At 48.4% G+C, this 25,822-nt stretch carries 20 protein-coding genes; 3 read left to right on the top strand and 17 right to left on the bottom strand.

The window, feature by feature from the left end:
• Window positions 1–4: 4 nt before the first annotated feature.
• The 5 genes from ACYVH9_RS27930 to ACYVH9_RS27910 all read right to left on the bottom strand — a co-directional run bounded on the left by ACYVH9_RS27930 (window position 5) and on the right by ACYVH9_RS27910 (window position 8,102).
• Complete coding sequence (locus ACYVH9_RS27930; RefSeq protein ID WP_460639733.1) at window positions 5–3,430, bottom strand: SusC/RagA family TonB-linked outer membrane protein; 3,426 nt, start codon at window positions 3,428–3,430, stop codon at window positions 5–7.
• A 174-nt stretch (window positions 3,431–3,604) separates the two neighbouring features.
• Window positions 3,605–4,681 carry a FecR family protein gene (locus ACYVH9_RS27925; RefSeq protein ID WP_460639732.1) on the bottom strand — a complete coding sequence of 359 codons (1,077 nt, stop codon included), beginning with the start codon at window positions 4,679–4,681 and terminating at the stop codon, window positions 3,605–3,607.
• 153 nt (window positions 4,682–4,834) lie between these two features.
• Window positions 4,835–5,434 carry an RNA polymerase sigma factor gene (locus ACYVH9_RS27920; RefSeq protein ID WP_460639731.1) on the bottom strand — a complete coding sequence of 200 codons (600 nt, stop codon included), beginning with the start codon at window positions 5,432–5,434 and terminating at the stop codon, window positions 4,835–4,837.
• Between the two features lie 983 nt (window positions 5,435–6,417).
• Complete coding sequence (locus ACYVH9_RS27915; protein ID WP_460639730.1) at window positions 6,418–7,722, bottom strand: BNR-4 repeat-containing protein; 1,305 nt, start codon at window positions 7,720–7,722, stop codon at window positions 6,418–6,420.
• A 263-nt stretch (window positions 7,723–7,985) separates the two neighbouring features.
• On the bottom strand, window positions 7,986–8,102 hold the full coding sequence (locus ACYVH9_RS27910) for a DUF5110 domain-containing protein (protein ID WP_460639729.1): 117 nt from the start codon (window positions 8,100–8,102) through the stop codon (window positions 7,986–7,988).
• Window positions 8,103–8,249: 147 nt separating this feature from the next.
• Here ACYVH9_RS27910 and ACYVH9_RS27905 point away from each other — a divergent pair, with 147 nt between their 5' ends.
• Complete coding sequence (locus tag ACYVH9_RS27905) at window positions 8,250–9,005, top strand: serine aminopeptidase domain-containing protein (protein WP_460639728.1); 756 nt, start codon at window positions 8,250–8,252, stop codon at window positions 9,003–9,005.
• A gap of 161 nt (window positions 9,006–9,166) precedes the next feature.
• Here ACYVH9_RS27905 and ACYVH9_RS27900 read toward each other — a convergent pair whose 3' ends face one another.
• Together ACYVH9_RS27900 and ACYVH9_RS27895 are read right to left on the bottom strand one after the other, a co-directional pair.
• Window positions 9,167–9,490, bottom strand: a complete 324-nt coding sequence (locus tag ACYVH9_RS27900; RefSeq protein ID WP_460639727.1) for a cupin domain-containing protein — start codon at window positions 9,488–9,490, stop codon at window positions 9,167–9,169.
• 21 nt (window positions 9,491–9,511) lie between these two features.
• On the bottom strand, window positions 9,512–10,303 hold the full coding sequence (locus ACYVH9_RS27895; protein ID WP_460639726.1) for an SDR family oxidoreductase: 792 nt from the start codon (window positions 10,301–10,303) through the stop codon (window positions 9,512–9,514).
• Between the two features lie 141 nt (window positions 10,304–10,444).
• Here ACYVH9_RS27895 and ACYVH9_RS27890 point away from each other — a divergent pair, with 141 nt between their 5' ends.
• Together ACYVH9_RS27890 and ACYVH9_RS27885 are read left to right on the top strand one after the other, a co-directional pair.
• A complete protein-coding gene (locus tag ACYVH9_RS27890) occupies window positions 10,445–10,831 on the top strand; it encodes a winged helix-turn-helix transcriptional regulator (RefSeq protein ID WP_460639725.1) in 387 nt (128 codons plus the stop codon).
• Window positions 10,832–11,041: 210 nt separating this feature from the next.
• Window positions 11,042–11,272 (top strand): hypothetical protein, encoded by a 231-nt coding sequence (locus ACYVH9_RS27885; RefSeq protein ID WP_460639724.1) that lies wholly within the window; start codon window positions 11,042–11,044, stop codon window positions 11,270–11,272.
• 193 nt (window positions 11,273–11,465) lie between these two features.
• Here the strand turns inward: ACYVH9_RS27885 and ACYVH9_RS27880 are convergent, their stop codons facing one another.
• From ACYVH9_RS27880 to ACYVH9_RS27835, 10 genes are all read right to left on the bottom strand, one after another.
• A complete protein-coding gene (locus ACYVH9_RS27880; protein WP_460639723.1) occupies window positions 11,466–12,431 on the bottom strand; it encodes an NAD(P)-dependent oxidoreductase in 966 nt (321 codons plus the stop codon).
• Between the two features lie 178 nt (window positions 12,432–12,609).
• Complete coding sequence (locus tag ACYVH9_RS27875) at window positions 12,610–13,848, bottom strand: cation:proton antiporter (RefSeq protein WP_460639722.1); 1,239 nt, start codon at window positions 13,846–13,848, stop codon at window positions 12,610–12,612.
• 322 nt (window positions 13,849–14,170) lie between these two features.
• Window positions 14,171–16,120, bottom strand: coding sequence for a sialate O-acetylesterase (locus ACYVH9_RS27870; protein ID WP_460639721.1), 1,950 nt, complete (start codon window positions 16,118–16,120; stop codon window positions 14,171–14,173).
• 4 nt (window positions 16,121–16,124) lie between these two features.
• A complete protein-coding gene (locus ACYVH9_RS27865) occupies window positions 16,125–18,689 on the bottom strand; it encodes a glycosyl hydrolase 115 family protein (RefSeq protein WP_460639720.1) in 2,565 nt (854 codons plus the stop codon).
• 44 nt (window positions 18,690–18,733) lie between these two features.
• Window positions 18,734–19,795, bottom strand: coding sequence for an endo-1,4-beta-xylanase (locus ACYVH9_RS27860; RefSeq protein ID WP_460639719.1), 1,062 nt, complete (start codon window positions 19,793–19,795; stop codon window positions 18,734–18,736).
• Window positions 19,796–19,819: 24 nt separating this feature from the next.
• Window positions 19,820–20,890: a glycoside hydrolase family 43 protein gene (locus ACYVH9_RS27855; protein WP_460639718.1), complete on the bottom strand. Its 1,071-nt coding sequence runs from the start codon at window positions 20,888–20,890 to the stop codon at window positions 19,820–19,822.
• A gap of 68 nt (window positions 20,891–20,958) precedes the next feature.
• Window positions 20,959–22,014 carry an endo-1,4-beta-xylanase gene (locus ACYVH9_RS27850; RefSeq protein WP_460639717.1) on the bottom strand — a complete coding sequence of 352 codons (1,056 nt, stop codon included), beginning with the start codon at window positions 22,012–22,014 and terminating at the stop codon, window positions 20,959–20,961.
• Window positions 22,015–22,321: 307 nt separating this feature from the next.
• Window positions 22,322–22,657, bottom strand: coding sequence for a hypothetical protein (locus ACYVH9_RS27845; RefSeq protein ID WP_460639716.1), 336 nt, complete (start codon window positions 22,655–22,657; stop codon window positions 22,322–22,324).
• 28 nt (window positions 22,658–22,685) lie between these two features.
• Entirely contained in the window at window positions 22,686–24,635 is a 1,950-nt protein-coding gene (locus ACYVH9_RS27840; protein ID WP_460639715.1) for an alpha/beta hydrolase-fold protein, read from the bottom strand.
• Window positions 24,636–24,665: 30 nt separating this feature from the next.
• A complete protein-coding gene (locus tag ACYVH9_RS27835; protein ID WP_460639714.1) occupies window positions 24,666–25,781 on the bottom strand; it encodes an alpha/beta hydrolase-fold protein in 1,116 nt (371 codons plus the stop codon).
• Between the last annotated feature and the right edge of the window lie 41 nt (window positions 25,782–25,822).

Below are 25,822 nucleotides of genomic sequence, written 5' to 3'. Positions count from 1 at the left end.
TAAATTAAAGGGATATTTTAAGACCGCCACCGAAGCTCTTGGTCTGTGGCGTAATACCGCTACGACCATATCCGGCGACGTTGTTTCCTCCCTCACTGAAATTCACTTCAGGGTCTGAGAAGGCGTCAGAAATCAGGAAGACATTTCGGGCCGACAGGTAGAGTGACAGCGATTTCACCCATTTCAGGCCTAATTTCGAGGCCGGCAAGGCATAATTCAGCGTCAACTCGCGTAACCGCACAAAGGAAGCGTCCGACAACTGTGATTCGTAGTTAGTCCACAACTGGCTGTAGTAAGGATATTCCTTCTTGATCTTGATGGTGTTGGGCCCTTCCACCACCAATTGGGTGCCGTTCCAGCGTCCCTGCACGCCCTCCAACACCACATCCTGCTCGCGATCCAGCGTCCCGGCCGAAAGCCCCCGCCAGTTGGCCTCCGCCAAACCGTGGTTCCAGAAGACCCCACCCTGCCGCCAGTCGAGCTGTGCGCTCAAGGACAAACTTTTGTACCGTAGGGTGTTGGAGATATTCAGTTCAAAATCAGGCACCGTACTACCGATCACCTTGAGGTTGTTATCCGTCAATGGAAAACCGTAGGTCGACGACTTGGTGTCGTTGTTAATAACAAGCTGGCCACTGGCCGGATCTCTCAGGTACGACCGGCCGTAGATAGATGGATATGCATAACCGGCTTCGGCCACGATTGGGTCGGACAAAACGATCCGATTGACGCCTTCGGCCAGGCTCTGCACGGTATTGTCAAACGACGTAAAGTTGACTCCAAGATCCCAGGTAAAGGCCGCGGTTGTGACCGGGGTGATGCCCAGCACCACTTCGTGGCCTTTGGACAGCATCGATCCGGCATTGCGGATTTCGGCTGAGGCACCGGTAGAAAGCGGCACCGGAACGCTGTAAATTTGTCCGTCGGATTGGGAATTGAAATAGGTGTATTCCAGCGAAATCCGGTCATTGAAAAACTTCAGATCCGCACCCAGCTCGATGGTTTTCGTGTTTTCTGGTCTTAGGTTGGGGTCAATCCGCGTCGAACTTTGCGTCAGGCCCGTCAAACCGTTAAAGGGAAAAACAAAACCGCCCGGACTGCCCTTTACAAAGCCGGCATTGTTAACATAAACCGGCCCCACCTGCCCTACTTCAGCGTAGGAAGCGCGTAATTTGATCAACGAAACCGTGCGTTTATGAAAAGACAATGCCTCAGACAAAATGAAGCTACCGCCGACAGAAGGATAAAAAAACGACCGGTTGCCGGTAGGCATGTTTGACGCGACGTCGTTTCGGCCCGAGGCATTTAGGAAAAGGATTTTGTTCCACCCTAGATTCACGTTTCCATAGACCCCAACTACCCGCTGTCTTGAAATTGAGTTGCTGCCAACCACATTGGTGGCGTTGTTGAGATTAGCCCAACCACCCGTTACGAAATCCGATCCTGCCGTCCGGTCATTGCTGCTGTTGATGTCGTACAGTTCATTCCCCATGATGACGTTCAGGTTCAGCTTTTCGCTTAAATTCTTGTCGTAGGTCACAAACAGGTTTGAATTGATCTGGTTCTGGCTGCCGGTGTTGATGGTCAGGCTCCCCCCACTGGGTGGAATGGTACGTCCCCGCGTCGCCGTCCCCAACTCCTGGAAATCCACCTCTTTAGTGCTGAAGTAATCCATCCCGACCCGATAAGTGACCGACAATTCCGGCAAGATGTCGTACCGAAAAAGCAGGTTACCAAAGGTCCGGTTGGTTTTGTTTTGGCGCCAGTTGTGGTTCACCGCCCAGTAGGGGTTGTTTTGCCCACCCCGGTAATATACCTGCTGATACGGATTGGAAGGAGTCGCATAGCGTTTTCCTTTCAGATTATAGGAGGGTGGCACATCAGTAAGTCCCCGAAAATAATTGTCATTGCCTCCCAACTCAGGGTAATCATCCACTGTCAAATCCGAATAATTCAGCGAAAGGCCCACCGTCACCTTTTTGATCTTGGTCATCTCACCGTTGAATTTGATGTTGTAGCGTTTAAGACCCGAGCCCTGAACGATGCCGGTTTGGCTGGTCTGCCCAGCACCGATTAGAAAATGGCCATACTCCCCGCCGTCGGCTAGTGACAGATTGTTGGAAACCGTATGGCCGCGCTGATAAAAATCCCGGTCGTTGTCATAGGCACGGGCTACTTCCTGTTCCCCGAATTCATTGGTATAGGTTCCGATTTCGCTGATTTTGGCGCCCCAGGTCCATATCTGATTCAAATCGAATTTCCCGTTTAAGCCCTGTGAGTACACATCCTGCATTTTGGGTAAGCGAGCCACCTCATCAACATTGAAATGGCTGTCGAAACTGAGGGTTGGCTTGCCCGACCGACCACCACTTTTTGTCTTGATCACCACTACGCCGTTCGAAGCCCGTAACCCGTAGAGCGCCGAAGCCGCCGGTCCCTTCAGAATATTCATGGACTCAATATCATTGGGATTTAGGTCATTGACTCTTACCCCGCCCGCGACGGGAAGCCCGTCGATGACATATAATGGCTGATTATTGCCCGTAATGGAGCGATTCCCCCGAATGGTGATCTGGGGCGCTTTACCAGGCATGCCGCTATTGAGACGGACCGATACACCAGCTACTTTGCCCTGAAGGCTATTCAGCACGTTAGGGTTCCCCACCGACGTGAGCTGGGCTCCTTTGACCTCCTGGGTGGCATAAAACAACGCTTTCTTTTCCCGTTCTATCCCAAATGACGTCACCACAACCTCGTCCAGCGATTTCGCATCTTCTTTCAATGTAAGGTTAATCGTGGTTTGATTGCCGACGGTAATCTCCTGACTTATATAACCGACATAGGAAAAAACCAGAGTGGCGTTGCCATCCACAACCGATTGCCGAAATTTACCATCGGAATCGGTCGTGGTACCCTGTTGGCTTCCTTTGACGAGAATGCTGACGCCGGGTAATGCTTCGCTTTTCTCGTCCGTCACCCGGCCTGTAACGACCCGATCCACTTTTTCAGAATCCAGAAATTCAATCGGATTCTTCGCTTCTACCTTACCCTGCTCATTCTTCAACTCACCGACACGGGTTAAAATAATCTGGTTATTATTGATAACCTTATAGTGTATACGTCGGGGAGTCAAGACCTGTTTCAGGACATTATCGACCGTTTCTCCCTGAATCGTCAGGTTCAGTTTCTCGTCTAGTTCGATGACTCCTTTCTGGTATGAAAAAACGACATCGACCTGCTGTTCGAGGCTTCGCAGAAATAAACGGAGATTGCTGTTTTTCAGGCTTACCGTAACCCGTTCCTTCAGTAGCTCCTGGGCCACAACGGGATAGGATAGGGCATTGCCGGCAATCACTACCACAAAAATTAATTGGGTTAAAGTGATTTTCATGAGCGTGAAAACCTCTTTTTTGGTAAAAGATTTTGACATACTTTTGACTGTTTTTGTTCTGATCAGGACAAGACGATTTCAATCAGCCACTGGGTAAGTGCTGGTTAAATTCAAGAGAAGATGTTGTCGCATCTTCTCTTTTTTTATACTGTAGATCTGAATGTTTAGTACATGGGATTTCAGGGTTTAGGATGCAAGTGAATAATCGAAGAATTACTGGCAGCCCGTAGCCTCGACGACCAGCTGAGCGTCCATTTCTTTATAGGTTGCCCCGATCGTTTGACAGATTACTTCCAACTGGTCTTTCAGGGACTGGTTACTCAGCGTGGTCGTAATAATGCAATGGGAGAGCAATTCTTCATCGAATAGAATATGAACGCCATACCGCTGTTCCAATGTCTTCAAAACCGTCGCGGCTGGAACTTCCTCAAAATAGTGCTTTTCACCGGCCGCTATGGGCTGAACGGGCATGGGCTCTGCAACCAGTTGTTTTGAAAGGCTTTCGGTTTGTCGATTAAAAATGATTTGCTGATTAGGTAGCAAAACGAGATTGTGTCGTTCATCACTGACTAATCGAATCGGTTTTTGATTATAAACCGACACGCGCCCGGTCCGTACCTTTACCTCTACCTGCTGGTCGTCATCAAAGGCTTTAATGTCAAAACTCGTCCCCAGAACCTGGGTCACCAGTTCGTTGGCGTAAACATAAAACGGTTTTTTAGGATTGGGAGCAATTTGAAAAAAGGCTTCTCCACTTAAAAAGGTCTCCCGCGATTGAGCCGCAAAATGAGCAGGATAACTGAATCGGCTATTCTTTTTCAAGTAAACGACACTACCATCTTCCAGCTTGATTTCCAAGGGCGTATCACTATGATTAATCTTTTCGATCAGCGAATTTTTCTCAGAAGCTTTTGTAACGAGCTTCGCGTAAACGGTTTTTGAGGTAGCGTGATCCACCCATTTCCAGACAATTAAGAATAAGGCTATTGTGCATAAAACCGCTACGCCGGTCCACCGGCGTTTTCGGGGCCATCCCATCAGCGGATCCGAATCGATGGTGGTTGAACGGATTCGTTTCCAGGTCTTCTCTTCATCAACGGGTAAGGTTCGGTTGGCCTCGGCCTGTTGAAGTTGCTGAATTACTTGAACAGCTTCCTTAATGATTTCCCCTTTTGCTGGAAAATCCGCCCGCACCTTCTGCCAGTAGGCGTCCTGCTCATCATACAAAACCCACCTAACAAACGCATCATCATTTAAGAAATCCTGCAATGTAAACTCGTTGTACAGCATGGCTCACCCATTAGGTCCCTCCCTACTATACAGAGTCACACTTTTTTAGAAATTAATCAGCGGAATTGAAGTATTTACTTTTTTTTTATAAAAATACATTTTAGATACCTACCAAATATGGCCCGAAATAAAGGAATGGCACATTTTGCTCGTTCAACGTAGAAACAATAGAGCGAAGAGAGAAAATACACCCTTCAGGATGACCCGTAACATCGAATAGGCTTTAAAGAGGAGATTGCTCACGACCTGTTTGGAGACTCCCATCAGTTCGGCGGACTGGTCGAGGTTCATACCATGATAAAAGCGAAGATTCACGGCCTCCTGCTGACGCGGACTCAGTTGAGCAATCGCTCCCTGTATTTGTCGGGATCGATCAAGAACCGTTTCCTGCTCGACCACGGTCTGTTCGTCAGAAAGATGAACTAAGTAGTCCAGAAAATCATCAATATCTTCGGCATCATCAAAAATGCTGTTTCGGGTATTTCGCTTCAGTTGATTGCGTAGTGCGGTTAGTAAATAATATTTAGGTTCAGTGATAGCGGACAATTGAACTTTTCGACGCCAGAGGTAAGTAAATAAATCCTGAATGGCATCTTCCAACAACAAAGGATCGGGCGTCAATCGGGAGCCGTAGTTTACCAGTATTTTAAAATAGTGGCGGTACAAGATCTCAAATGCCTGCTGATTTCCCTGGGCTAGTGCATCCCAAAGCGCTTTCTCATCGTAGTTTTTAAACAAATCAGCGGCAGGCATACGACACATTACGGTTTAGGTCCGGCTATTAGGCCTGATGCAAATTTAAATAAAAATAATACAAATCATGATTTGGTCGATTTTTATTATGCTTTCTGGACTGAGCAATAAGTCAAGTAGATTCTAAGATTAAATAACGAAGCACAGCATCTGGAAAGTCAAAAAATTAGAGTTGTTCATATATTATTTCATTACCAAGTATCCGAAATTACAAGTTGATATTCAGCGATTCAAAACGATGTACTAGTAAAGCAACTCAAGATACCAATACGACGGAATATTTACTAAACACTACTTTGTTTGGCTTTGGAATCGGGCTGATGAGTTATTGTCTAAGAAGCGCATGTTACTACTAAACTCTACTCGGAGCAATCCAAGGTGAGAATCATTCTTGATGTTGATAAATGAATCATGAACTTTTTGTGGCCGGCAAGATGAGCCAGTTGAGGTCCACCCAAAATCTGGGACGGTCAACCCAGTTGTCAGCCTGAAAGCGGAAGTTTTAGCAAGGGCAGAAAAGGCGTTTGGCGGGGAGCTAGCCCAATGCCTTAGCCCTATAGTATACTCGTTCCCCTTAGGATCTGCCCCAAACATGCGGAAGCAGCCTTCGACGAAGAATAGTGCTAACAAGAAAATCACTCCTGAAGAATAAATTGTCGCCGGCGGAAAGAGCGCTGGGTACCTCGATCAGCCAAGAGCTGTTTTTCGCTTTCTTTGAGCGGCATGAAGTTCTCAAAATGGATGATCAGAGGCAGCAGGTTCAACCGTTCTAGTGAAAAAGTGGCTAGTGCAGAGCATTAAAACGACGACCCGCCAACCACAATGGTTAAGCCTGCGTTCAACGCCATAAAACGCCCGAATTCTCTACCTATTTACTGTTCAAGATTTGGGCGAAGGCCATTGACCGATTAAGGAAAAGTACAATTTTAGGGTAAAGTCTGCCAAGAGTGGCAGCAGCAATGGTAAAAGAGAATTTAACGGCGCTACTTCAAAACCTTGTATAGGATATCCGCATCATAATCCGTGTAATGCAAATACTTTCTGAATTGCATCCACAACAATACCGTTGGATCGGACTTTTTCTTATACCGTGGTATAACAGGCCGCACATTGTTCAAACTCGAGTTTTGTGTGATCGGAGTTATTTTCCAGCTTTTACCGAAGTTCCTGGTCCTTGCTTTTGACAACTCAAAAATCCCGTTGACCTGGTGGGAAAAATACAGGACTGACGGAGTCTGCGGATCCAACGTCATGCCGCCGGAATAGTTTTCCTCGCGCTGTTTCTCACCTACTACATCTTCAGGAAACCAAGTTCCTGAATTGATGAGCAACTGGTCTTTCCACTTGCCGTTACGATATACGGCATAGTAGTAAAGATGTTCCCGGTTGGTAGGATAACGTGTATAAGCCACCACTGGCCGGCCTTTCTTATCTATCGCGATATCAAATATCCAGGCTTTCCCCGTTTCTGGGGTGGCCTTATAAACAACAGAGGCATCTTCCGGATGAAAGGGAAGTTCATCGGTTGTACAAATTTTTGTGCCGTCAACCCGCCAGAAAGCATTGTTTTCATAATAACAATAATACACCGAGTTTGTCGGCTCATTGTTGGGATGACCATCGGTAAACAACAGGTGTATTTTTGATTTCCCGTCTGAATGATATTTAACGTAGGGGCGATTGTTCACATTCAACCCTTTGGACGTAACCACGACCTTGGGGGCTGACCAGGTTTTTCCATGGTCTGTCGAGGTGATAAAATTAGGCTTAAAACCAATCCAGCGGCCAAAACTGTAGAGCTTATTTTGCTCGGCTTCCAGCCTGAAAGGATTGGCATAGCTATAGGTCTGCTTCCGGTATTTTGTTACCAGTTCCTCGTCGTAGGGCTTAAATACTTCAGGTGGTCCGAAACTCTCCACATCGTAAGAACGGTCGGTAGTATTCTGGATAACGCCCATACCATTTACAGTGCCGTTATGCCAGGTATATTGGCTTAGAATAGTCCCATCTTCCAGTTCTACGAAAGCCGGATTATCGTGATCGTCCACCTCCAATGACGGGTAGAGTTTTTTTATTGCAGTTTTTCCGGAACCAGGCTCCAGCATAGCAGCGTATACATTCCCACTTTTATCAATCCAACCGGTAGCAATCCCCCCTTTTGGGGAGCCGACATAAATGGCCCGGGGATCGCTGAACCAGCACCAGGCACCGTCCTTAGTGAGAATTTGCTGAGCCCGAACGTCCAAAAAGCTAAAAATGAAAAACAGGAATGATATTAAAATTCGCATTGTATTTTTAAAATTATCCGTGAAAGGTCCATTCTGAGTAACATAAATATGCCATTCACGGTGTGCTATTGCACGGTTAACACGCCGACTTCGGTTAGTTTGGTAACGGTGAGTCTTTCCTCTGGTTATCGTATGTCTATTCCGTTTCCTTAATTGATTCCCGTTTAGGCTCACTGTCACCGGTTTGGTCGCCAGGTGCATGGTGCCATTCCTAATTTTTTGCTTAACAGCAGCCGTAAAGATACCCAGACTTTTGCCTATTTCTACAGTTTAGATCTATCCGCTTTTTTTGTCGAAATGTGCGTTGAAGCCAAATTTCCTTTTGCATAGTTAAAGCTGGCAGCATCGTCTTCGTACAGATCAAACGTTCCTTTTTTCATGAATACAAGGTAATCTCATCCATTGGTTTTTTGCCGGTATTGCACAAGCGGTCCCATTGGAATAAAAACCCACTTTTATACACTCAGGTGAATACTAATGCCATTTATTGGTAATTTGGCAACACAACATTTATCTATTCACCAAGAATGAATCGTTTTTTTACAATTGTTCTCTTCATTACGTTCGTAGCCTCGTCGACTTGGGCTAGTAACACAAACAGTCTATTTGATTCTACAAGCGTTCAAATCAAAACCGATTCGCTAAATCTATTTGATAAAGTGCGAAATCGGCTTATTCCCGTGGCTTTGTATATGCCTCAACGATCGACAGCCCCCTTAAAGCTTGCCGTACTCAGTCATGGTTACGGTGGCACCAATAAAGCGTATTCTTTTATCGCTCACAATCTAGTCGCCCACGGCTACTTAGTAGCCAGTATTCAGCATGAACTGCCAACTGACGAGCCCATACCAACGACAGGCAACCCTTATGAAGTTAGAATGCCTAACTGGAAACGCGGTTCGGAGAATATCCACTTCGTTATTAAAGAACTCCAAAAGCAGAAACCTGATCTGGATGCTGATCACGTATTGTTGATAGGACACTCGAACGGCGGTGATATGTCGATGTTGTTTGCCCAGCAATATCCAACATTGGTCAGTCAGGTGATTTCTTTAGATAATAGACGTATGCCCCTACCCAGAGTCCGAACTCCTCGCATCCTATCTATACGCTCAAGTGATCAGATAGCAGACAAAGGGGTACTACCTACAATCGAAGAACAGCGGCAATTTGGTATACGGATTGTTCAACTGCCTGACACTATTCACAATGACATGTGGGACGGCGCAACTACAACTCAGAAGCAGGAAATTAACAAAGCGATATCAGACTTTATCGATTGAGCAAAAAACAGAATATACCGTCAATGGATGTATGAATTACGCAAACATAGCCTTAAAGGATTAGTGTAAGACTATGTTTGCGTAATCACCACCTGTTAACCAATGTGACTTGACGGAGAGCACACCAATCTCCCGTATCCTATTGCAAGTCCGACTCCCACTTATCCTGTAATTTTCAATAACTGTATCAAGTCATCAGCTACTGCTAAATGATAACTCAATACAATAGGGCTGCCGGGAAAATTTCCAGACGTTTCTACTTTTAAAATGCTTTCTGTTCCTTTTTCTTCAAAGCTGATCGGCTGCATGGTAGCCTTGTATCGCTCGTTTGAATCGGCAATCCAATGCTCTATTTCTTTTCGTCCATGGTGGGTTTTACCCTCATCAAAAACGACGGCTGTTTCGGAAAAACAAGTTGAATAAGCAACGCTATCAAAGTTGTTTTGGGCTACTATTAAATCGGCTATTACTTTCGGTAAATTCATTTTTCTAAATTTTTAATATCCTTAAATGGTTGGCACTGTACCACCATCGATTACAAATTCCGTCCCTGTGAGATAGCTTGCTCTTGGCGAAACCAAAAAGCCAATCAATTCTGCAACTTCTTCAGGTTGTGCTGGTCTTCCGAAGGGTATTCCACCCAAGGCATCCATGACACTTTGTTGCGCTTCTTCTACGGTACTATTCGCGTTTCTGGCAATTTCGCCCAGCCAGGCTACCGATGCTGTCGTATTAATCCAGCCGGGCGAAACAGTCAGCACCCGAACACCTTTTGGTGTCACTTCATTGGATAGACTTTTGCTGTAGTTTCTCAATCCGGCTTTTGCCGCTGCGTAAGGCAAAGTGGATTCATAGAGTGGCAGCTTGCCCTGGATCGAAGCGATGTGAATAATAACGCCAGTTTTTCGATCAACCATCTGTGGTAAAAAACCTCTGTCCAGCCGAACCGGAGCCAGCAAATTAGCTTGTAGGGTTGCTTCCCAATCTTGATCAGATAACACGGCGAAACCACCCGCCGGTGTTGATGAAGCACCAAGGTTATTTACGAGAATATCCAACCTTCCATAAGTGGATAGCACCTCGCTGATTACCTTTTGTGATCCTTCTTCCTTACTTAAATCAGCGGAAATGAAATGCAACTTCTCGTTTTTCTCTTCCGGCGCGTTTCGGGCGGTAATAATAACGGTTGCACCCGCTTGCAAAAGCCTTTCTGCAATGGCTCTTCCGGCTCCTTTTGTACCGCCGGTTACCAGGGCAATCTTGCCGGATAACTCATTGTTAAAATCAAACTGTTCCATTTTATTGCCTTGCTTTTACGAATTAATTATAGGGCAAAATTGGCGTGTAAAAGAAGTTCAGACAAGTACGGAATTACGATTCAGATAGGGATAAATTTATCCCCTATTGCGCGTATTGGGGCATACGCTTAATTTTACAATATGTATGAGCGAAAAACATTACCAAACCTGAATTGCGGACTTGACCTGATCGGTGAAGTACTTTACGGCAAGTGGAAAATCCGTTTACTGTGGTTTATTAATGAGGGCTATAAAAGACCCAGCGAGTTGCAGCGTAAGATACCGGATGCTTCCCGCAGGGTATTGAATATTCAGTTGAAAGAATTGGAAGAACACGAACTGGTTACGAGAAAAATTTATCCCGTTGTACCGCCAAAAGTAGAATATAGCCTCACTGAATTTGGTAAGACGTTAATCCCCGTGATTGCTGCCTTAGGTCAATGGAGTGATGAACACGAAGCCCGTTTGCGGAATGTGATTTTGAAACAAGCTGTAAGCTCTGATTTGGACGTACCTCTACTTAGTTAATCGGTTTATCAGCGGTACCGTCCGGTTCTTTACATATTAGGATATACGATTGAAAAAACACCTTGGTTGGTAAGCCTAAAGTGTTGGATTATCGGATGGAGTCCGTCGCTATCAACAGTACTATCGGCCGTAGTGCTTTCGTTTCTGAAGTACTCCCCAAATATGGCATGGGTTAGCAATCAACTATTATTCATTTTAACTGAACCTACTATGCAATCTCATTTGACGAATGCGCTGTTAAAAACGATTTTGCCTTTGGTTTGCCAAACGGCCGCTTCCCAACAAGTGATTTTATCCAATCAGGTACGCCTGCTTTCCTTGCTAACCAATGGAGATTATTCTGCCATTCTAGCCGAACAACAGCAATTAATTGAACAGCACGGTCAAAATCTGATGGAAATGGCCCTCCGAGAAATCACGAAACTAACGGAAGAAATCTAAGACGAAAGAAGATGGAGTAACACGGACACGCTTGCTGGGCTTGCCCGTGTCATTCCATTCCAGTATCCAACTTGGCTAGGTTTTTTGCACTCTTTGACCCTAGTATCAACAGTCCTGCACTGGGCAACGAATCCGGCGTATAGACTATTCTTTTTCGGGATCACTCTGAATAAGGTACAATTTTAGACCAAGGTTAGTAGCCATCCTTCAGCGTCACTTCATCCGCCAAGGATTCTCCATCCAAAAAGGCCGAAAGATTCGAAAGAAACTTATCTACCTTGTCCTTATTTTCATCCTGATGGGCCGCACCGGTATGCTGCGTCAAAATTACATTATCCATTGTCCACAAGGGGCTACCGGCCTCGAGGGGTTCCTGCTGCGTAACATCCAATACCGCTCCGAGCAACTGACCGGCCTCCAGTGCCCTGATCATTGCTTCTTCATCCGTGGTCGTACCTCGGCCCACACTGGCATACAGACTGCCCTTTTTCATGGTGTCGAAGAATTGCTCCGAAACGTAGTTATCCAGATTCCCAGGTAAGGTATTGATAATTAAGTCCGTTTGAGGCAGGTTTTCCAACAGTTCCTCAAAGGAATGGATATCCGCTTCCGGATCCTGTTTGGCGGTCATCTGAATGGAGCAACCAAAGGCACTTAGAAGCTTTTTGACGTGCATTCCAATGGCCCCTGACCCCAAAATGATGACTTTTTTCTTACCTAGCAGGTGCAGTTCGTTGCTTATTTTATCGGCAACCCATTCCTTATTCAACTGATAACGGATCAGTTGATGAACGCCACGGTAAAAGGCCAGCACCCCGCTAACGATGGTTTCAGCACAGGGTTGGGCGGAGATATCTCCCACATTGACCACCGTTCCCTCAAAATCAACGTTCTGATACTTTTCAAAACCAACGGATTCCAGTTGCCATAATTTCAGGGAGGAAGGCACTTCCTTCAACCAGCCTACGGGCGGATTACCAAACAGAAACTCACAGGATTGAAAGGCTTTCGGCACGTCAGAACCGGAGTCGGATGAGGCAAAAATGACCTTGGCATCTGGCGGCAATCCGTTCTTCAAATGTTGTTGATCCTCTTCGGCCAGGTCTGCATAAACGAAAATTTCCATGATGTATTCAGCAGGATAGGTAAGTAAAATCATTGCTTCTGCAAGTGCTGACACCTTAAGAAGCCCATCTTAGTAACCTCCAAGCAAGAACAAATGATTGGATGATTGACCAGAAATTGATTGTAGAGCCAATATCGCCTGCTGAAGGAATTCTAGACAATCATTTGAACAGTATCTAATCTGCTCAGACCGTGGGATGCCATACGGAATTTCAAGAGTCTTGCACCTGATCAGCTACCCGATTCACAACCTTATTGAGTGTTAATCCTTGGACAACTACCGAAAAGATGACGATCATGTAGCAACTCGAAAGAATGATTTGCCGATAGGGCGATTCAGGTAAAGAAAGAGCCATGGCAATAGAAATACCGCCCCGTAAACCAGCCCAGGTTAGTACGGTCAGCGTACCTGGATTGAGTTTATGCAGGATCAGTAAGGCGGGAAAGGAAATGCTCGCCAGGCGCGCTATCAGAATAATAACAATGCAGAATATTTCGATGAGCAGGTAATCGGTTAAAAACGGCATTAAAACAAGCTGGAGCCCCATCATGACGAATAACATCGTATTGAGGACCTCATCCAGCAGTTCCCAAATACGGCTGAGAAACTCCTCGGCGGGATGGTCCAGGCCAAAACTATTGTTGCCAATCAGTAACCCAGCCGCAACCACCGCCAGGGGGACAGAAGCATGAAAGATACCGGCGACCAGCGAAATGCCCAGTACGGTCGATACGGAGAGTAAAAAAATGGTTTGAAAATCACGAATTGATCGAATCAACCGGTACCCAATGTACCCCATGACGATGCCAATCAAAAGCCCCCCTCCCACTTCCTGCGCAAACAACTCCAACGTTTTTACCCAGGAGAACCCTTCCTCTGATTGTTCGGAAATCCCCAGCAAGGTGACGAACAGAATAAGACCTACGGCATCGTTGAACATCGATTCCCCGGAAATAATCGTTTCAATTCGCGGAGGAATTTTCGACTTTTTCAGGATGGAGGCTACCGCAATGGGATCAGTAGGCGAAATTAGGGCACCGAATATAAAACAATAGATCAATGGAATATCAATCTTTAAAAGCAAGGTGGTGGCGTATAACAAGCCCCCAAACACCCCCGTCGAAATAAGTACTCCCACCGTACTGAATACAATAACGGGACGACGCAAGGCTTTCAATTTCCGGTAATCGAAATGCAGCGCCATCGCAAAAAGCAAAAAGCCCAGCATCACATCCAGGAGAATACTGGAAAAGTCAATACTTTCCGCCAGGTTTATGATTAGGCCGGATTTTTGGTCACTGAACTTGCCAATGACCAATATACCCAGTGAAACAAGCACCGAAATGACCATAACACCGATGGTAACCGGTAGTTTGAAAACCCGTTCGTTGAGATACGAAAAAGTGGCACTAATGATGACCAGTACAGTTATGGTGGTTAAGATATCCATTGCGTTGAAAAGCGTTGTGGAACAGGGCGCGCGTGCGTATTGAATAACCTGTTTGAATTTTCAACCTTTTTTTGAAAGAAGAGTTTTATCTTTTGCTGACTGCAGGAGCAAAACGACCGCGCCAAAGCTTACGATCAGCCTAGTTGAATTCTCATCACTCTATCGCCCTTGCCTCCTCGCTCCTACCCTAAACTCCGTTAAATCGAGCCTGGAAACCTCAATCACTTTTACACGAACAGCCGGGCACCCGGATGATTTATGCACAAATGCCGTTGAACTGTGTTGGCACCCAATGCATAGGTGCAGTTCCGTTTTACTTAGATTAAGGTTTATCCGTTCTAAACGGCGAAGCGGGTAATCCTTCCTTGTTGGCTAAATTTGGATTAACCGGATTGTCGGCCCAGGCGTAGCGGACATACTGCGGTGAAGCCACTTCATCGCTCCACACCACCACATTGCTTCCGTCGATCCGGGCCTTTGCCCAGACGAATTTTTTATCCGCCCCCGCAATGGCGAACTCACTTAACTCTTCACCATCGCGGGCAACCAACCCGCTACCAACATGGGCAAAGCTAAGGACGATTTTGTTTCCGTCGATTTTGGTCGATTGGAGCATTGGCCCGGAGGCTACCACGTTTTCTTTATAGGCGGTTTTCAGCGCTGCCAGCGCCAGCCGTTCGCCCACGTCTTTTTTGTTATCGGGGTGAATATCATTCCACTCGCCCAGGTCAATGGCGACGGCCATAGCCGTGTTGGGCACCGACAACGCTTTCAGTTGCGCTTCCCGCAGCACGGCCCAGCCGCTTTCCGAGGGCAGGTAGTTGTAGTCCATAAAGCCGGGAAGTTGCACGTACAGAAAAGGGAGGTCGCCCTGTTGCCATTTCTGCCGCCAGTCTTTGATTAGAGCCAGTTGCAACGCGGTGTATTCCTGTGGTTTACCGGCGTTACTTTCGCCCTGATACCAGCAAAACCCTTTGATTGCATAATTAATTTCCGGGGCTACCATCGCGTTGTACAGCGCCGTCGGCTGATTCTGCGCGTTAATTCCACCGCCAAATCCTCCACCTGCGAATGGCTTGTAGACCGTACCCACCTTGTACTGCCAGGTTCCTTTCAAATCCACCGTGTCGGCTCCGGCGAACACACAATACGGCTTATCGGGGACAAAGCCACCTTTACCCCCGTAGTTGGTCACGCGCACGACAAACACGTTCTTTCCGGCTTTCAAAACGTCAGCCGGGACCGGATACCGCCGTTGCGGGTACATATACGTCGTTCGACCAATTTGCTTGCCGTTAATGTACAGCTCATCCGCATCGACGATACGTCCCAGAAAAACCTTGGCCGGTTTGCCTACCATCGACGCCGGAATTTCAACTTCCTTGCGGTACCAGACCACGCCGTTCAGGTCCTTGATGCCCTGATCTTCCCAATAACCCGGCACGTTGATCGGACGCCAGCCTTTCGGTACGTAGGCCGCATCGAACCACTTGGTCGCGCCGAGCCCGAGATCAACCGGCGGAGCGGAGCGGCTGGCCGTCGCGGGTGGGCGTCGGGTGAGGCTGTTGACGTATGCCGTATCTTTGTTTTTTTCGAGGGTCGCGGTCAGGTCCGGGAAAGCGGCCAGCCCTGCTTCACTCGTCCAGGCTTCAATGGGTGTACCGCCCACGCTGGCATTGATGATCCCGACGGGGATTTTGTATTTCTGATGAATCGTCTTGGCGAAGAAATACGCAACCGCCGAAAACGGGCGAACGGCTTCACCCACAGCGGCTTTCCATTCTCCGGCGGGCAGATCGCTTTGCGGGCCTTGCAGGTTGGTCAGCGTTGGTATCCAAAACTGCCGGATTTGCGGAAAATTCGCTTCGGCAATCTCTTTAGCGTACGTTACATCGTGAATATTCAGCTGGTGAACCATGTTGCTCTGGCCGCTGCAAAACCAGACATCGCCAACCAGAATATCCTTTAGCTCGATCTGGGAATTACCTTTAATGTCCATCGTAAACGGCCCTCCTGCTGGCATGGGCGGCAGCTTTAGTTGCCACTGTCCGTTGGCCCCAGTTACGGTTTTGTAGGTCTTCTTCTGGAACTGCACCGTAATGCGCTCGCCCGGACTGGCCCAGCCCCAAATCTTGAGCGGGACGTCCCGTTGCAGCACCATGCCGTTGCTGATCAATTTAGGCAACCGAAGTTGGGCCTGGGCTACCAGCGTGGAGGCCAGCAGCAGGCTAAGAAGCCATAACCTGAGCGAGTAAAAAAATCTAACGTGCATTTTCTTAGTTTTGAGGAGTTCGTTCCAGGGTTTCTTCCGGGCCTAAATAACTCGGCTCCAGGCCGCCAAAATCAAGAACCAGCTTCTGCAAAACAACCCCCGGATTCACCATCCAGAATTTGACGGTATGTTTTCCGGGTTTAGCCAAGGTGTGTTTGCTGGACTTGATGATGATGTTCTCGGCGGCCCACTTGTTCCAGATGCCTTTGTCGCTGGTTTTGTCTTCCTTGTTCAGGCTAATGATTTGCGGTGTTTCGTCATCGATGGAGATGGCGTACTGCAAGCCGTTTTCATCCCGGAAGAAATTCAAGGTCGGCGAAAAATAAGCGTTTGCGGTAAACTCTCCGTCACTGTATGTAACGAAATCGTACTCTAAATGGGGAGCATTGCCGCCCGGTTTTTGCTCACTGGCCGTCACCGGAAACGGTGTGATGGCCGAGCCGGTTCTACCGTGATCCGGCAGAATTTTCCAGGTTATATTGTTGGTATTGACCGCCCGCGTATAATGATCCGCTTCAATGGACACCCCTCGTTTTTCGTCCTGGTAAAAAACATTGCCCGATACGTTATCTGGAACGCTGGCCCGTTTTTCGGTCGATGCCACCTCATTCTGATTCGTCGAGGCCACCACCGAACCCGCGGTAAGGTAGTGCACGGCGGGCATTTTTTGCTGATTCGGCTGCTGCCAGTAGGTATAGCCAATGTGCGTCTGGCTCATCAGGTGGTTCCATTTGCCATTATTCAGTTGATGATACTGCCGTGTAATCAGGGAGTCATTGGCGTATAATTGTTTTACCTGATCGGCAAACGCATTGGTTTCCTTTTGTTTACGTTGATACGCATCCTTGTTCAAGGCGACATTATAATACATCCGGTTCAGGTTTGCACAGGCTTTGATGGGGTGCAGCACCAACTGAAAATACGCATCTTTGGCCGTAGCGGGTAGTTCGCGGTCGATGGCTTCCGCTTTCTGAAGCAGGGCATCGTAATCGGCAACAACCTTCTTCCATTCACCCGTTTTCAGGCTGTACGTATTGGCATCGAGCAATTCCGGTTTTCGCCGGGAATTATACTTTCCGTATGTCGCCAGCAACTGGGCAATGTCTTTGGCATGTTGTTTCCCGAATTGACTAGCCGCCCAGTTTTCCGTGTAAGCCGTCAGTTGGTCAGCGTCAATTTTTTCGGGATTCCAGGCATAATCCAGAAAAAAGGAAATCGGAAACTCCATCGGCTTGAGGTCGCCCACATTGACAATCCAGATGTTCCGAACTTTGTGTTCCCAGGCCAGGTGCATTTGCTCCCAGATGCGCGGTAGCGGATTTGTGTTCAGCCATTTGTAGTTACGCGGACCTCCCACATAATCGAAGTGGTAGTAAATTCCGTAGCCGCCCTGCCGGGGTTTTTCGGCTAATCGGGGGAGCTTTCGGAGGTTGCCCCAGTTGTCGTCGGACAACAGCAGCGTTACGTCATCCGGCACCCGCATTCCTTTGTCGTAATACTCCTGAACCTCTTTGTATAAGGCCCAAAGCTGTGGTGTTTCAGAGGCCGGTTTGCCCGTTACGTCGCTGATGATGGTCCGCTGGTCGGCCACAATCCGTTCCAGCAACGCCGTGGCTGTTTCCCGCGACATCGGCTCGTCGCCATCGCCCCGCATCCCAATACTGACAATCTTCTCGTTCGTGGCTCGTTTGATGCCGTCGCGCCAGAATTGTTGCAGTTTTTCCTTGTTGCTTTCGTAGTTCCACGGGCCGCTGCCGAAACGTCGCCATTCGTCGTGGGCGCGCATCAGCGGCTCGTGGTGCGACGTACCGACAACCACGCCAAATTTATCGGCGGCTTTGATATTCAAGGAATCATCCGCATAAAAGGCGTTGCCCCACATGGCAGGCCAGATGTAATTACCTTTCAGACGGAGGATCAGTTCGAAAACTTTCTCGTAAAATTGATGATTGAAGCCGCCGAACTTTTCCTTGGTCCAGCCGGACAGCGCCGGAGCCTCGTCGTTCAGAAAAATGCCCCGGTACTTCACTTTTGGCGAATCAGTCAGCGTAACACCGCTTTTCACGTAAAGCTCCTTCCGCTTCACCATGGGCACGTCGGCCCACCAGTACCAGGGCGATACGCCAAACTGCTTCGATAGTTCGAACACGCCATAAGCCGCGCCCCGACGGTCGTTTCCGGCTACGACCAGCGCATGGCTAACGCCCCGAACCGGGTTCTGAATCGTTTGCGTCAGCGATCCTTCCCACTGCCCGCGAATGGCCGCCGAGTTAATTTTCTTTTGCGCAACCAGCTGTTTCAGCAACGAAGACTGCGGCAGCGTACCTATCACGATCACGTTTTTGCGGATTTGATCGATGCCCGCAACGATGGGGATTTTTTTGTCCGTTACCCGCTCGATATCCTGCTGGAGCAGGTTGGCCGCCGTTTTTACCAGTTCCGGTTCACCCTTATCCACGTAGATAACCGCTTCCGTGACCGCAAACGGGGATTTTTCGGTAAGGATGCCCTGGGCCCAGCTAGAGGCTGAGACCAACAGGGCGATAATCAAATTCAGCTTCAATTTCATGTTTACTCCTTTTTATCGGCTCTGCCGGTCACGGGCTTCAGCCGTTAAAATTTCACGACGCCTTCGTACGCTTTCTTCGGCTTGCCATTCTCATCGAACAGCAACGGATAATCCTTGCGGCCCGGCACCGGGAAATTATCCAGCCAGGAATATTTGTCCGTCAGGTTCCAGAACGTAATGCCGGTGATTTTGTCGCGGTGCTTGCGAAATACCTCGAACAGCATTTTGTAATGGGCCGCCTGTTTTTCAACCATTTCCGGCGTATATTCACTCTTGTCCGTATCCCGGCGCTCCCGGCGCACGTGCTCTTTGGGATAGACTGAAACGTCCACCTCGGTAAACTGAATTTTCAGGCCCAGGCTCGCAAACTTGGTGATGGATTCTTCCAACTCCTGCTTCGTCGGTTCGTAAATGGACCAGTGGGCCTGTAAACCTACGCCGTTGACCGGCACCCCTTTGGCCTTCAGCTTTTTCAGTAACTGGTAAATCTTCTCCCGCTTGGCGGCATCTTCGGTATTGTAGTCGTTGTAAAACAACTGCGCCGACGGGTCTGCTTCGTGGGCATACTGAAACGCCTTTTCGATGTAATCTTCACCAATGATTTCGTAGAATTTCGATTTTCGGTAGATGCTCGTCCCCGTGTCGGGCACCGCTTCGTTGACCACATCCCAGGCGTAAATTTTTCCCTTATAATGCCCCATAACGTCGGTGATGTGCTTTTTCAGCCGCGCCAGCAACACATCCCGACTCACGGTTTTCCCCTCGGCATCCGTGAAAAACCAGCGGGGCGTCTGGTTGTGCCAGCAAAGCGTATGGCCCCGCAATTTGATATTATTTTGCTGGGCAAACTCCGCAATAGCATCGGCATCTTTCCAGTTATAACGGTCCTCCTCCGGGTGAATGGGTCCCATTTTCATGGCGTTTTCGGGCGTCATGCTATTGAAATGGGTTTTTATCAATTCCGCATCTGGCCCCGGCTGCACCATGCGCGGGTTGACGGCCACGCCAATCGGAAAGTAGTTCTTGTAATAATCTTTCAGTCCTTTTTCGGGCGCGACGAACGCAACAGCCAGCGCAATAAGCGAATAGGAGATCAGTTTATGCATGATGTAGATGAAATTAACGGCCAATTATTTGTAAGCGTCAATCGTCTTAATCGTCCCGTCCGGGTTATGCGTCAGTTCCGTTACTTTTACGTTGCGCAGGTGCGTTTTACCCGATAGCTGCACGTCGTGGTAGAAGAGATACCATCTGTTTTCTACCTGAACAATGGAATGGTGGTTGGTCCAGCCCAGGACGGGTTTTAGCACGATGCCTTTGTAGGTAAACGGTCCGTACGGATTGTCGCCGATGGCGTAGCAGAGGTTGTGCGTGTCGCCGGTCGAATACGAGAAATAGTACTTGCCGTTGTATTTATGAATCCAGGCCGCTTCGAAAAAGCGCTTGTCGTTGTCTTTCTCCAGAAATGGTTTGCCATTTTCGTCCAGAAGCTGTATTTCCCGAACGGGTTCGGCCAGGCTTTTCATGTCGTCGCTCAGCCGGGCCACGCGGGGCAGGTAGGCCACCTCGTCTTTCTTTTTCAAAGCGCCTTTTGCGTTGTACTGATTGTTGTCCCACCGCTGTAACTGGCCGCCCCAGATACCGCCAAAATAAAGATAGAATTTGCCGTCGGTATCCTGATACACCGTCGGATCGATGCTGTACGTTCCTTTAATCGGTTCCGGCTCGGCTTTGAACGGTCCGGTTGGGCTTTTGCTGGTTGCTACGCCAATTCGGAAAATATCCTGTTTATCCTTAGCCGGGAAATACAGGTAATACGTGCCGTTTTTGTAGGCTGCGTCGGGTGCCCACAGCTGACGACCCGCCCAGGGAACACCCTTGAGGTCGAGTGCGACGCCGTTGTCTTTAACCGGACCGCCGATCTTATCCATCGACAGAACGTGGTAATCGCGCATGGCAAAGTGCCCCCCTTCATCGTCCTCCTTGACGTTCTTCGCATCGATGTCGTGCGATGGATAGATGTATATTTTCCCGTTGAAAACGTGGGCCGACGGGTCCGCCGTGTAAATGTGCGAAACGAGTGGCTGAGAAATCGGATTTTTGCCGCCGTTGGTTTGGGCAAAAGTGGTTAGCGATCCACTGACCAGAGTGGCCAACAGAACCGCTGTACAAACGCGTTGTAAGAGAGGTAGATTCGTCATTTTGATTATGAAATAATAAACGTCTGAAATACTGCAAACATCAGCTCTATTGAACTGTTTTCTGATCTTTATTGTCTAAGTGCCACCACTTTGTAAAAAGCGGGTTTCGGCTGATTTTGGCGATCAAACAACAATGGATAACTCGTTCTTCCCCGGATGGGCCAGTTATTTAGCCAGCTTTGCCCATCGTTGACTCCCCAAAACGTAACTCGAGTCACCTTGTCTTTATGCTTGAGAAATAATTTAAAAAGGGCTTCATAATCAGCGGCTAACTGTTGCTGCACACTATCGGATAATCCGGCCGCATAGGGGTTTGAATTCGCATCGCTCACCATGCGCTGACTCACTTCGGCACCCTGAAAGTTGCGGGGTAACACTTCGATATCCAGTTCTGTGAACATGACTTTCAACCCTAATGCCGCGTACTGAAGGATGCTTTCTTCAATGTCTTGCAGGGGGACTTTTCCTACATGCCAGTGCCCCTGAATGCCCACTCCATCCACCCGAACACCGGCTGCCTGAATCTTTTTCAGGATCGCAATACAGCCCGCCCGCTTGGCCGGTTTTTCGTTGTTGTAATCGTTGTAATACAATTCCGTGTTGGGGGCAGCCTCCTGAGCCAGTCGAAACGCTTCGGTAATGTAATCTTCACCGAGGTGGCGCAGAAAAACCGAGTTTCGTAACGTGCCATCTTCGTTGAGTGCCTCGTTAACGACATCCCAGGAAAAAACCTTCCCTTTATAGCGTCCAGCAATCGTTTTGATGTGATCGGTAAAGAACGTTCGGATGGAATCCTGACTGCGAATGCCCCGAATGAAAGACGGCAATTGGCTGTGCCAGACCAGGGTATGCCCGTTGATTTTGATGTTGTGTTTTTTCCCAAATTCAACCAGCTTGTCCGCCATATCGAAGTTGTAGGTGCCCCATCGCGGCTGAAGCAGCGCCGACTTCATGATATTCTCGGGGGTCACCATATTGAACTGACGAACAATAAATTCCGTCGTTTTGGCGTCCCGCTCCTCGATCTGCGCATTATTGAGCGCGGTTCCGATGCCAAAGTCTTTTTTGAATGCGTCTTTTAATGACGGAATGGGTTGGGCGAATCCAAATACAGTTCCCGTCATCAAAATGGCCGTGCTTGCAGCCCTAAAGTTCCTTCTTGAAACCATTATGATAAAATATTGACCTTGACCAGCTTATCAAAAAACAACTGCAAAAAATCAAACAAATCGTGCCCCCAAACGCGCTAATTGTGCCCGCCCACGTAGGCACTGAGTTGGTACTAGGGACTCATTATGACAAACCTTTTTATCATGATTTGACAATTGACACTTTCCCAAAGAATGAATTATTTTCCTGCTGCAAACCTTCTAAAAAGTGTAAAGAGCCATTTGATCCGCCAAAAACGGCCAATCAAATGGTCCTTTTTCCTTATTGCTTGGCAAGTTTCATCTCACCACGCTCACTTTTTATAACGATCTCTTTCTCAGAAACTAACTCGCCCGTATAACTCATTTTACGGTCGTTGAAAGAGATACTGAACGAAATTTTTTTGCCATCGACCTTGCCTTCTTCGATCGGTGACTCGCCAAATTGAGTTTTCCATGTTCCGGTCAATTTGGTGTCTTCTACCTTAAAGGTATAGTTTACTTCAAACGTGCCGTTTGGTGTGTCACGGCTACCTTTCCAGTTGCCATCGATTGGGTTTTGAGCCAATGCAACCAGGCTAACAATTGATAAGAGCAAAGAAAAAAACAACGTTTTCATAGTAAAAAATTGGGTTTTGGTTTAACATTTATTTAAAAAGTAATTGCGAAAAGCCCAACAGATCATGCCGCCAAACTGGCCAGGTATGTCCGCCAGCGTATTCGCTGTATTGGTATTTAACGCCCAGGTCGTCAAACTTTTTCATCATAATCTGGCAGTTCTGATGGGCAATGTCTTCTTTGCCACCCTGCGAAATCCAGAAGGTTTTCAGGTTGCTGTTGATCGTGCTGGCGTTGTCTTTCATGAAAGCATACTGCGGGTCAGACAGCTTGGGGTTGTTGGCCCACCAGCCCGAACTAAACACCCCCAGCGACGAAAACAGATTGGTGTTTTTGATCCCGGCGTACAAGGTCTGTAAGCCACCCATCGAGAGCCCCGCCAATGCTCGGTTTTTCGCATCGGTCTCAACCCGGAAATTGCTTTCCACAAAAGGAATCGCGCCCTGTTTCAGCTCGTTTTCAAACGCGCGCAGGGCGTTTTCGTTGAAGCCAGCCGGTCCACCCGTATTACCCATGTTGCCATCCAACATCACCACCAGCATCGGTTTTGCTTTCTTTTCGGCAATCAGGTTGTCCAGAATCAGATCGGTTTTACCCTGCGTGGCCCAACCCCGCTGGTCTTCTCCGCCCCCGTGCAAGAGGTACAGAACCGGATATTTCTCGCTGGATTGATCGTAACCCGGTGGCGTGTATACGTACATTTCGCGCCAGCCGTTCGGCCCCTTCGACTGGTAGCGTTTGATTCGAATATCGCCGTGAGGTACGTCTTTCATGGCGTAATAGCCCCCTTCTTTGTCTGGGATTTCGATACCGCTGGCCATGCGGCTCATTCCGTAAAAGGTCTCGCTGGCCGGATCGGCTACCGCTACGTCGTCGATTACAAGGGAGTAGTAATGAATTCCCCGGCTGATCGAATCGGTTGTGACGGTCCAGAATCCGGCGGTGTCTTTGACCATGTCGTATTTTTTACCCAGATCGACCTGCACTTTCTGGGCGTTAGGCGCTTTCGTTCGAAACACAACCCGGTTATCGGGCAGAATCTGGGGGTATTTGGCATTCCGCACATTCGTGGAAGCCGGTGTCCCCAGAATCGTATATTTGGTCAGCGAGCCCGTATCAACAGGTTTGAAGAGAAATTGAGAATACATGTACAGACCGTTTTTCCAGACTTTGAAGTCGTGGACTCCCGGTTCGATGTAATACACGTGGGGCACATTCTGCTGGTACAGGTAATCGTGCGTCCGTTTGCTGAAGGTAATCAATCCGTCGTTGTCGCCACACGAAATCCAAAGCAGTTTCAGCTTCTTTTTGGCTTCTTCCGGGTTGGGAACCAGTTCTTCCGGTCGTTTGGTATTCGGGGCCGACGAAAAGCCTCCCACCCAGGCAAACTTATCCAGATTACCCAGCCCAAAATTTAGGGATTGCCCCCCGCCCATCGACAACCCGGCGATGGCCCGGTGTTCGCGATCTTTCAGCGTCGAGTAGGTTTTCTCAACGTACGGAATCAGGTCATTTAACAGGTCTTTTTCAAACGTCGCGAAGGCTTGCACCTTGTCAGGAGCCATGATATTTCCGGTGGCGCGATCGTCTTTCATGGCCCGACCGTTGGGCATGACCACGATCATCGGTTCCAGTTTCTTGTCCGCGTACAGATTATCCAGAATGATCTGGGGATTGCCGCCCCGGAGCCATTCTTTTTCGTCGCCCCCTATGCCGTGCAGCAGGTACAGCACCGGATATTTCTTCTTTTTCGAATAACCCGGTGGCGTATAAATCAGCGCTTTGCGTTTGGCACCCACCGTTTTCGACTCGTACTGAACCGAGTCAAGTTTTCCGGTTGGAATGCCCGTCCGCACCTGATCGAAGCCTTTCGGCATTTCTTTGTCAATCGTTTGCGCGTAGGTAGCGGGACCAATCAAGCCAGTAATCGCCAGGGTGGCGGCCAGACAAACCTTTTTTATCAAGAGGTTACGTTTCATAATCGAGGGGAGTTTTTAAGCCATTTTTGACTATTTAAACAGCAACGGAGCCATCTCGTGCAAGCTCCGACGCCAGGTCAGGAACTCGTGGGCGGTCTTGTCAGAAACGTACGAAACCGCGTTGTAGCCAGCTGCTTTCAGGTCCGCAGCCGCTTTGTTAACCCGGTCCGGGTTTTCTTTACTGCCGCAACTCAAGAAAATGAGTTTGGCTTTGGGCTTGTCTTTAATATCTTCTGGGGTGTAAACACCACCGCTCAGCAGGCCGTAATACCCAAAGGTTTCCGGTTTGTTGAGCGTAATCTGGCGGGTTTCCATACCGCCCATCGACAGTCCCGCCATCGCTCGGTTATCGCGGTTGTTAAGCGTGCGGAAATTAGCATCTACGTACGGAACCAACTCATCGACCAGCACCGTCTGAAAAGGTTCGATCTTAAAACTCCGGATACCGCCGAATTTCACTTCGTTGGTCATGCCGTAGGTCATCACAATGATGAAAGGCTTTATTTTCCCTTCCGCAATCAGGTTATCCATAATCAAATTGGCGTGGCCCTGATTGCTCCAAGCGGTTTCGTCTTCACCCCAGCCGTGTTGCAGGTACAACACCGGATATTTTTTGGACTTATCTTTCTCGTAACCCGGTGGCGTGTATACAAAAGCCCGGCGGGACGTATTCGTGCTTTTCGACGGGAAGAGCACCTGCTGAACATGGCCGTGCGGTACGTCCTTCAGCGCGTAAAAATCCTGGTCGTGCGCCGGAATCTCGATGCCGCTTTCCCACCGAACGGAGCCGTAGTAATTCATAGCACCGGGGTCGTTAAACTTCCCACCATCGATGGTTACGTTATAATAATGAAACCCTTCATCCATCGGACCAGCCGTCGTACCCGTCCAGAAACCGTCGTCGCCCTTGGTCAGGATCGTGCCCCCGCGTCCGCCCAGCCCCAAGCTCACGCGCACGCTATCGGCTTTGGGGGCCTTGATGCGGAAGCGGGCGTAGCCCTGCGAGTTTACCTGCGGGTACTCCTGTCCTGGCTGGTTGAGCACGGAGGGTTTGAAATCCTCCGCCACAGTTTGATTTGTCTGGGCAAAACCGGTTACGCTGGTTAAAGCGGCTACAACAAATGCAGCTATAGTTTTATTGGTCATTTTAGTAAGGGTTTGGGGTTTAACCATTAAGGAGTTAAGAT

Source organism: Larkinella harenae (genome assembly GCF_054780515.1).
Note: the sequence above shows the minus strand (reverse complement) of the source record. Positions and strands in the feature narration are given on the sequence as shown.

Excerpts from the sequence above, each read along its gene's own strand:
- ACYVH9_RS27840 (WP_460639715.1), bottom strand. The coding sequence starts at position 24,635 with ATGAAACGTAACCTCTTGATAAAAAAGGTTTGTCTGGCCGCCACCCTG.
- ACYVH9_RS27845 (WP_460639716.1), bottom strand. The coding sequence starts at position 22,657 with ATGAAAACGTTGTTTTTTTCTTTGCTCTTATCAATTGTTAGCCTGGTT.
- ACYVH9_RS27835 (WP_460639714.1), bottom strand. The coding sequence starts at position 25,781 with ATGACCAATAAAACTATAGCTGCATTTGTTGTAGCCGCTTTAACCAGC.
- ACYVH9_RS27885 (WP_460639724.1), top strand. The coding sequence starts at position 11,042 with ATGCAATCTCATTTGACGAATGCGCTGTTAAAAACGATTTTGCCTTTG.
- ACYVH9_RS27895 (WP_460639726.1), bottom strand. The coding sequence starts at position 10,303 with ATGGAACAGTTTGATTTTAACAATGAGTTATCCGGCAAGATTGCCCTG.
- ACYVH9_RS27850 (WP_460639717.1), bottom strand. The coding sequence starts at position 22,014 with ATGACGGGAACTGTATTTGGATTCGCCCAACCCATTCCGTCATTAAAA.
- ACYVH9_RS27920 (WP_460639731.1), bottom strand. The coding sequence starts at position 5,434 with ATGCCTGCCGCTGATTTGTTTAAAAACTACGATGAGAAAGCGCTTTGG.
- ACYVH9_RS27900 (WP_460639727.1), bottom strand. The coding sequence starts at position 9,490 with ATGAATTTACCGAAAGTAATAGCCGATTTAATAGTAGCCCAAAACAAC.
- ACYVH9_RS27925 (WP_460639732.1), bottom strand. The coding sequence starts at position 4,681 with ATGCTGTACAACGAGTTTACATTGCAGGATTTCTTAAATGATGATGCG.
- ACYVH9_RS27880 (WP_460639723.1), bottom strand. The coding sequence starts at position 12,431 with ATGATTTTACTTACCTATCCTGCTGAATACATCATGGAAATTTTCGTT.
- ACYVH9_RS27860 (WP_460639719.1), bottom strand. The coding sequence starts at position 19,795 with ATGCATAAACTGATCTCCTATTCGCTTATTGCGCTGGCTGTTGCGTTC.
- ACYVH9_RS27865 (WP_460639720.1), bottom strand. The coding sequence starts at position 18,689 with ATGAAATTGAAGCTGAATTTGATTATCGCCCTGTTGGTCTCAGCCTCT.
- ACYVH9_RS27910 (WP_460639729.1), bottom strand. The coding sequence starts at position 8,102 with ATGAAAAAAGGAACGTTTGATCTGTACGAAGACGATGCTGCCAGCTTT.
- ACYVH9_RS27930 (WP_460639733.1), bottom strand. The coding sequence starts at position 3,430 with ATGTCAAAATCTTTTACCAAAAAAGAGGTTTTCACGCTCATGAAAATC.
- ACYVH9_RS27890 (WP_460639725.1), top strand. The coding sequence starts at position 10,445 with ATGTATGAGCGAAAAACATTACCAAACCTGAATTGCGGACTTGACCTG.
- ACYVH9_RS27870 (WP_460639721.1), bottom strand. The coding sequence starts at position 16,120 with ATGCACGTTAGATTTTTTTACTCGCTCAGGTTATGGCTTCTTAGCCTG.
- ACYVH9_RS27855 (WP_460639718.1), bottom strand. The coding sequence starts at position 20,890 with ATGACGAATCTACCTCTCTTACAACGCGTTTGTACAGCGGTTCTGTTG.
- ACYVH9_RS27875 (WP_460639722.1), bottom strand. The coding sequence starts at position 13,848 with ATGGATATCTTAACCACCATAACTGTACTGGTCATCATTAGTGCCACT.
- ACYVH9_RS27915 (WP_460639730.1), bottom strand. The coding sequence starts at position 7,722 with ATGCGAATTTTAATATCATTCCTGTTTTTCATTTTTAGCTTTTTGGAC.
- ACYVH9_RS27905 (WP_460639728.1), top strand. The coding sequence starts at position 8,250 with ATGAATCGTTTTTTTACAATTGTTCTCTTCATTACGTTCGTAGCCTCG.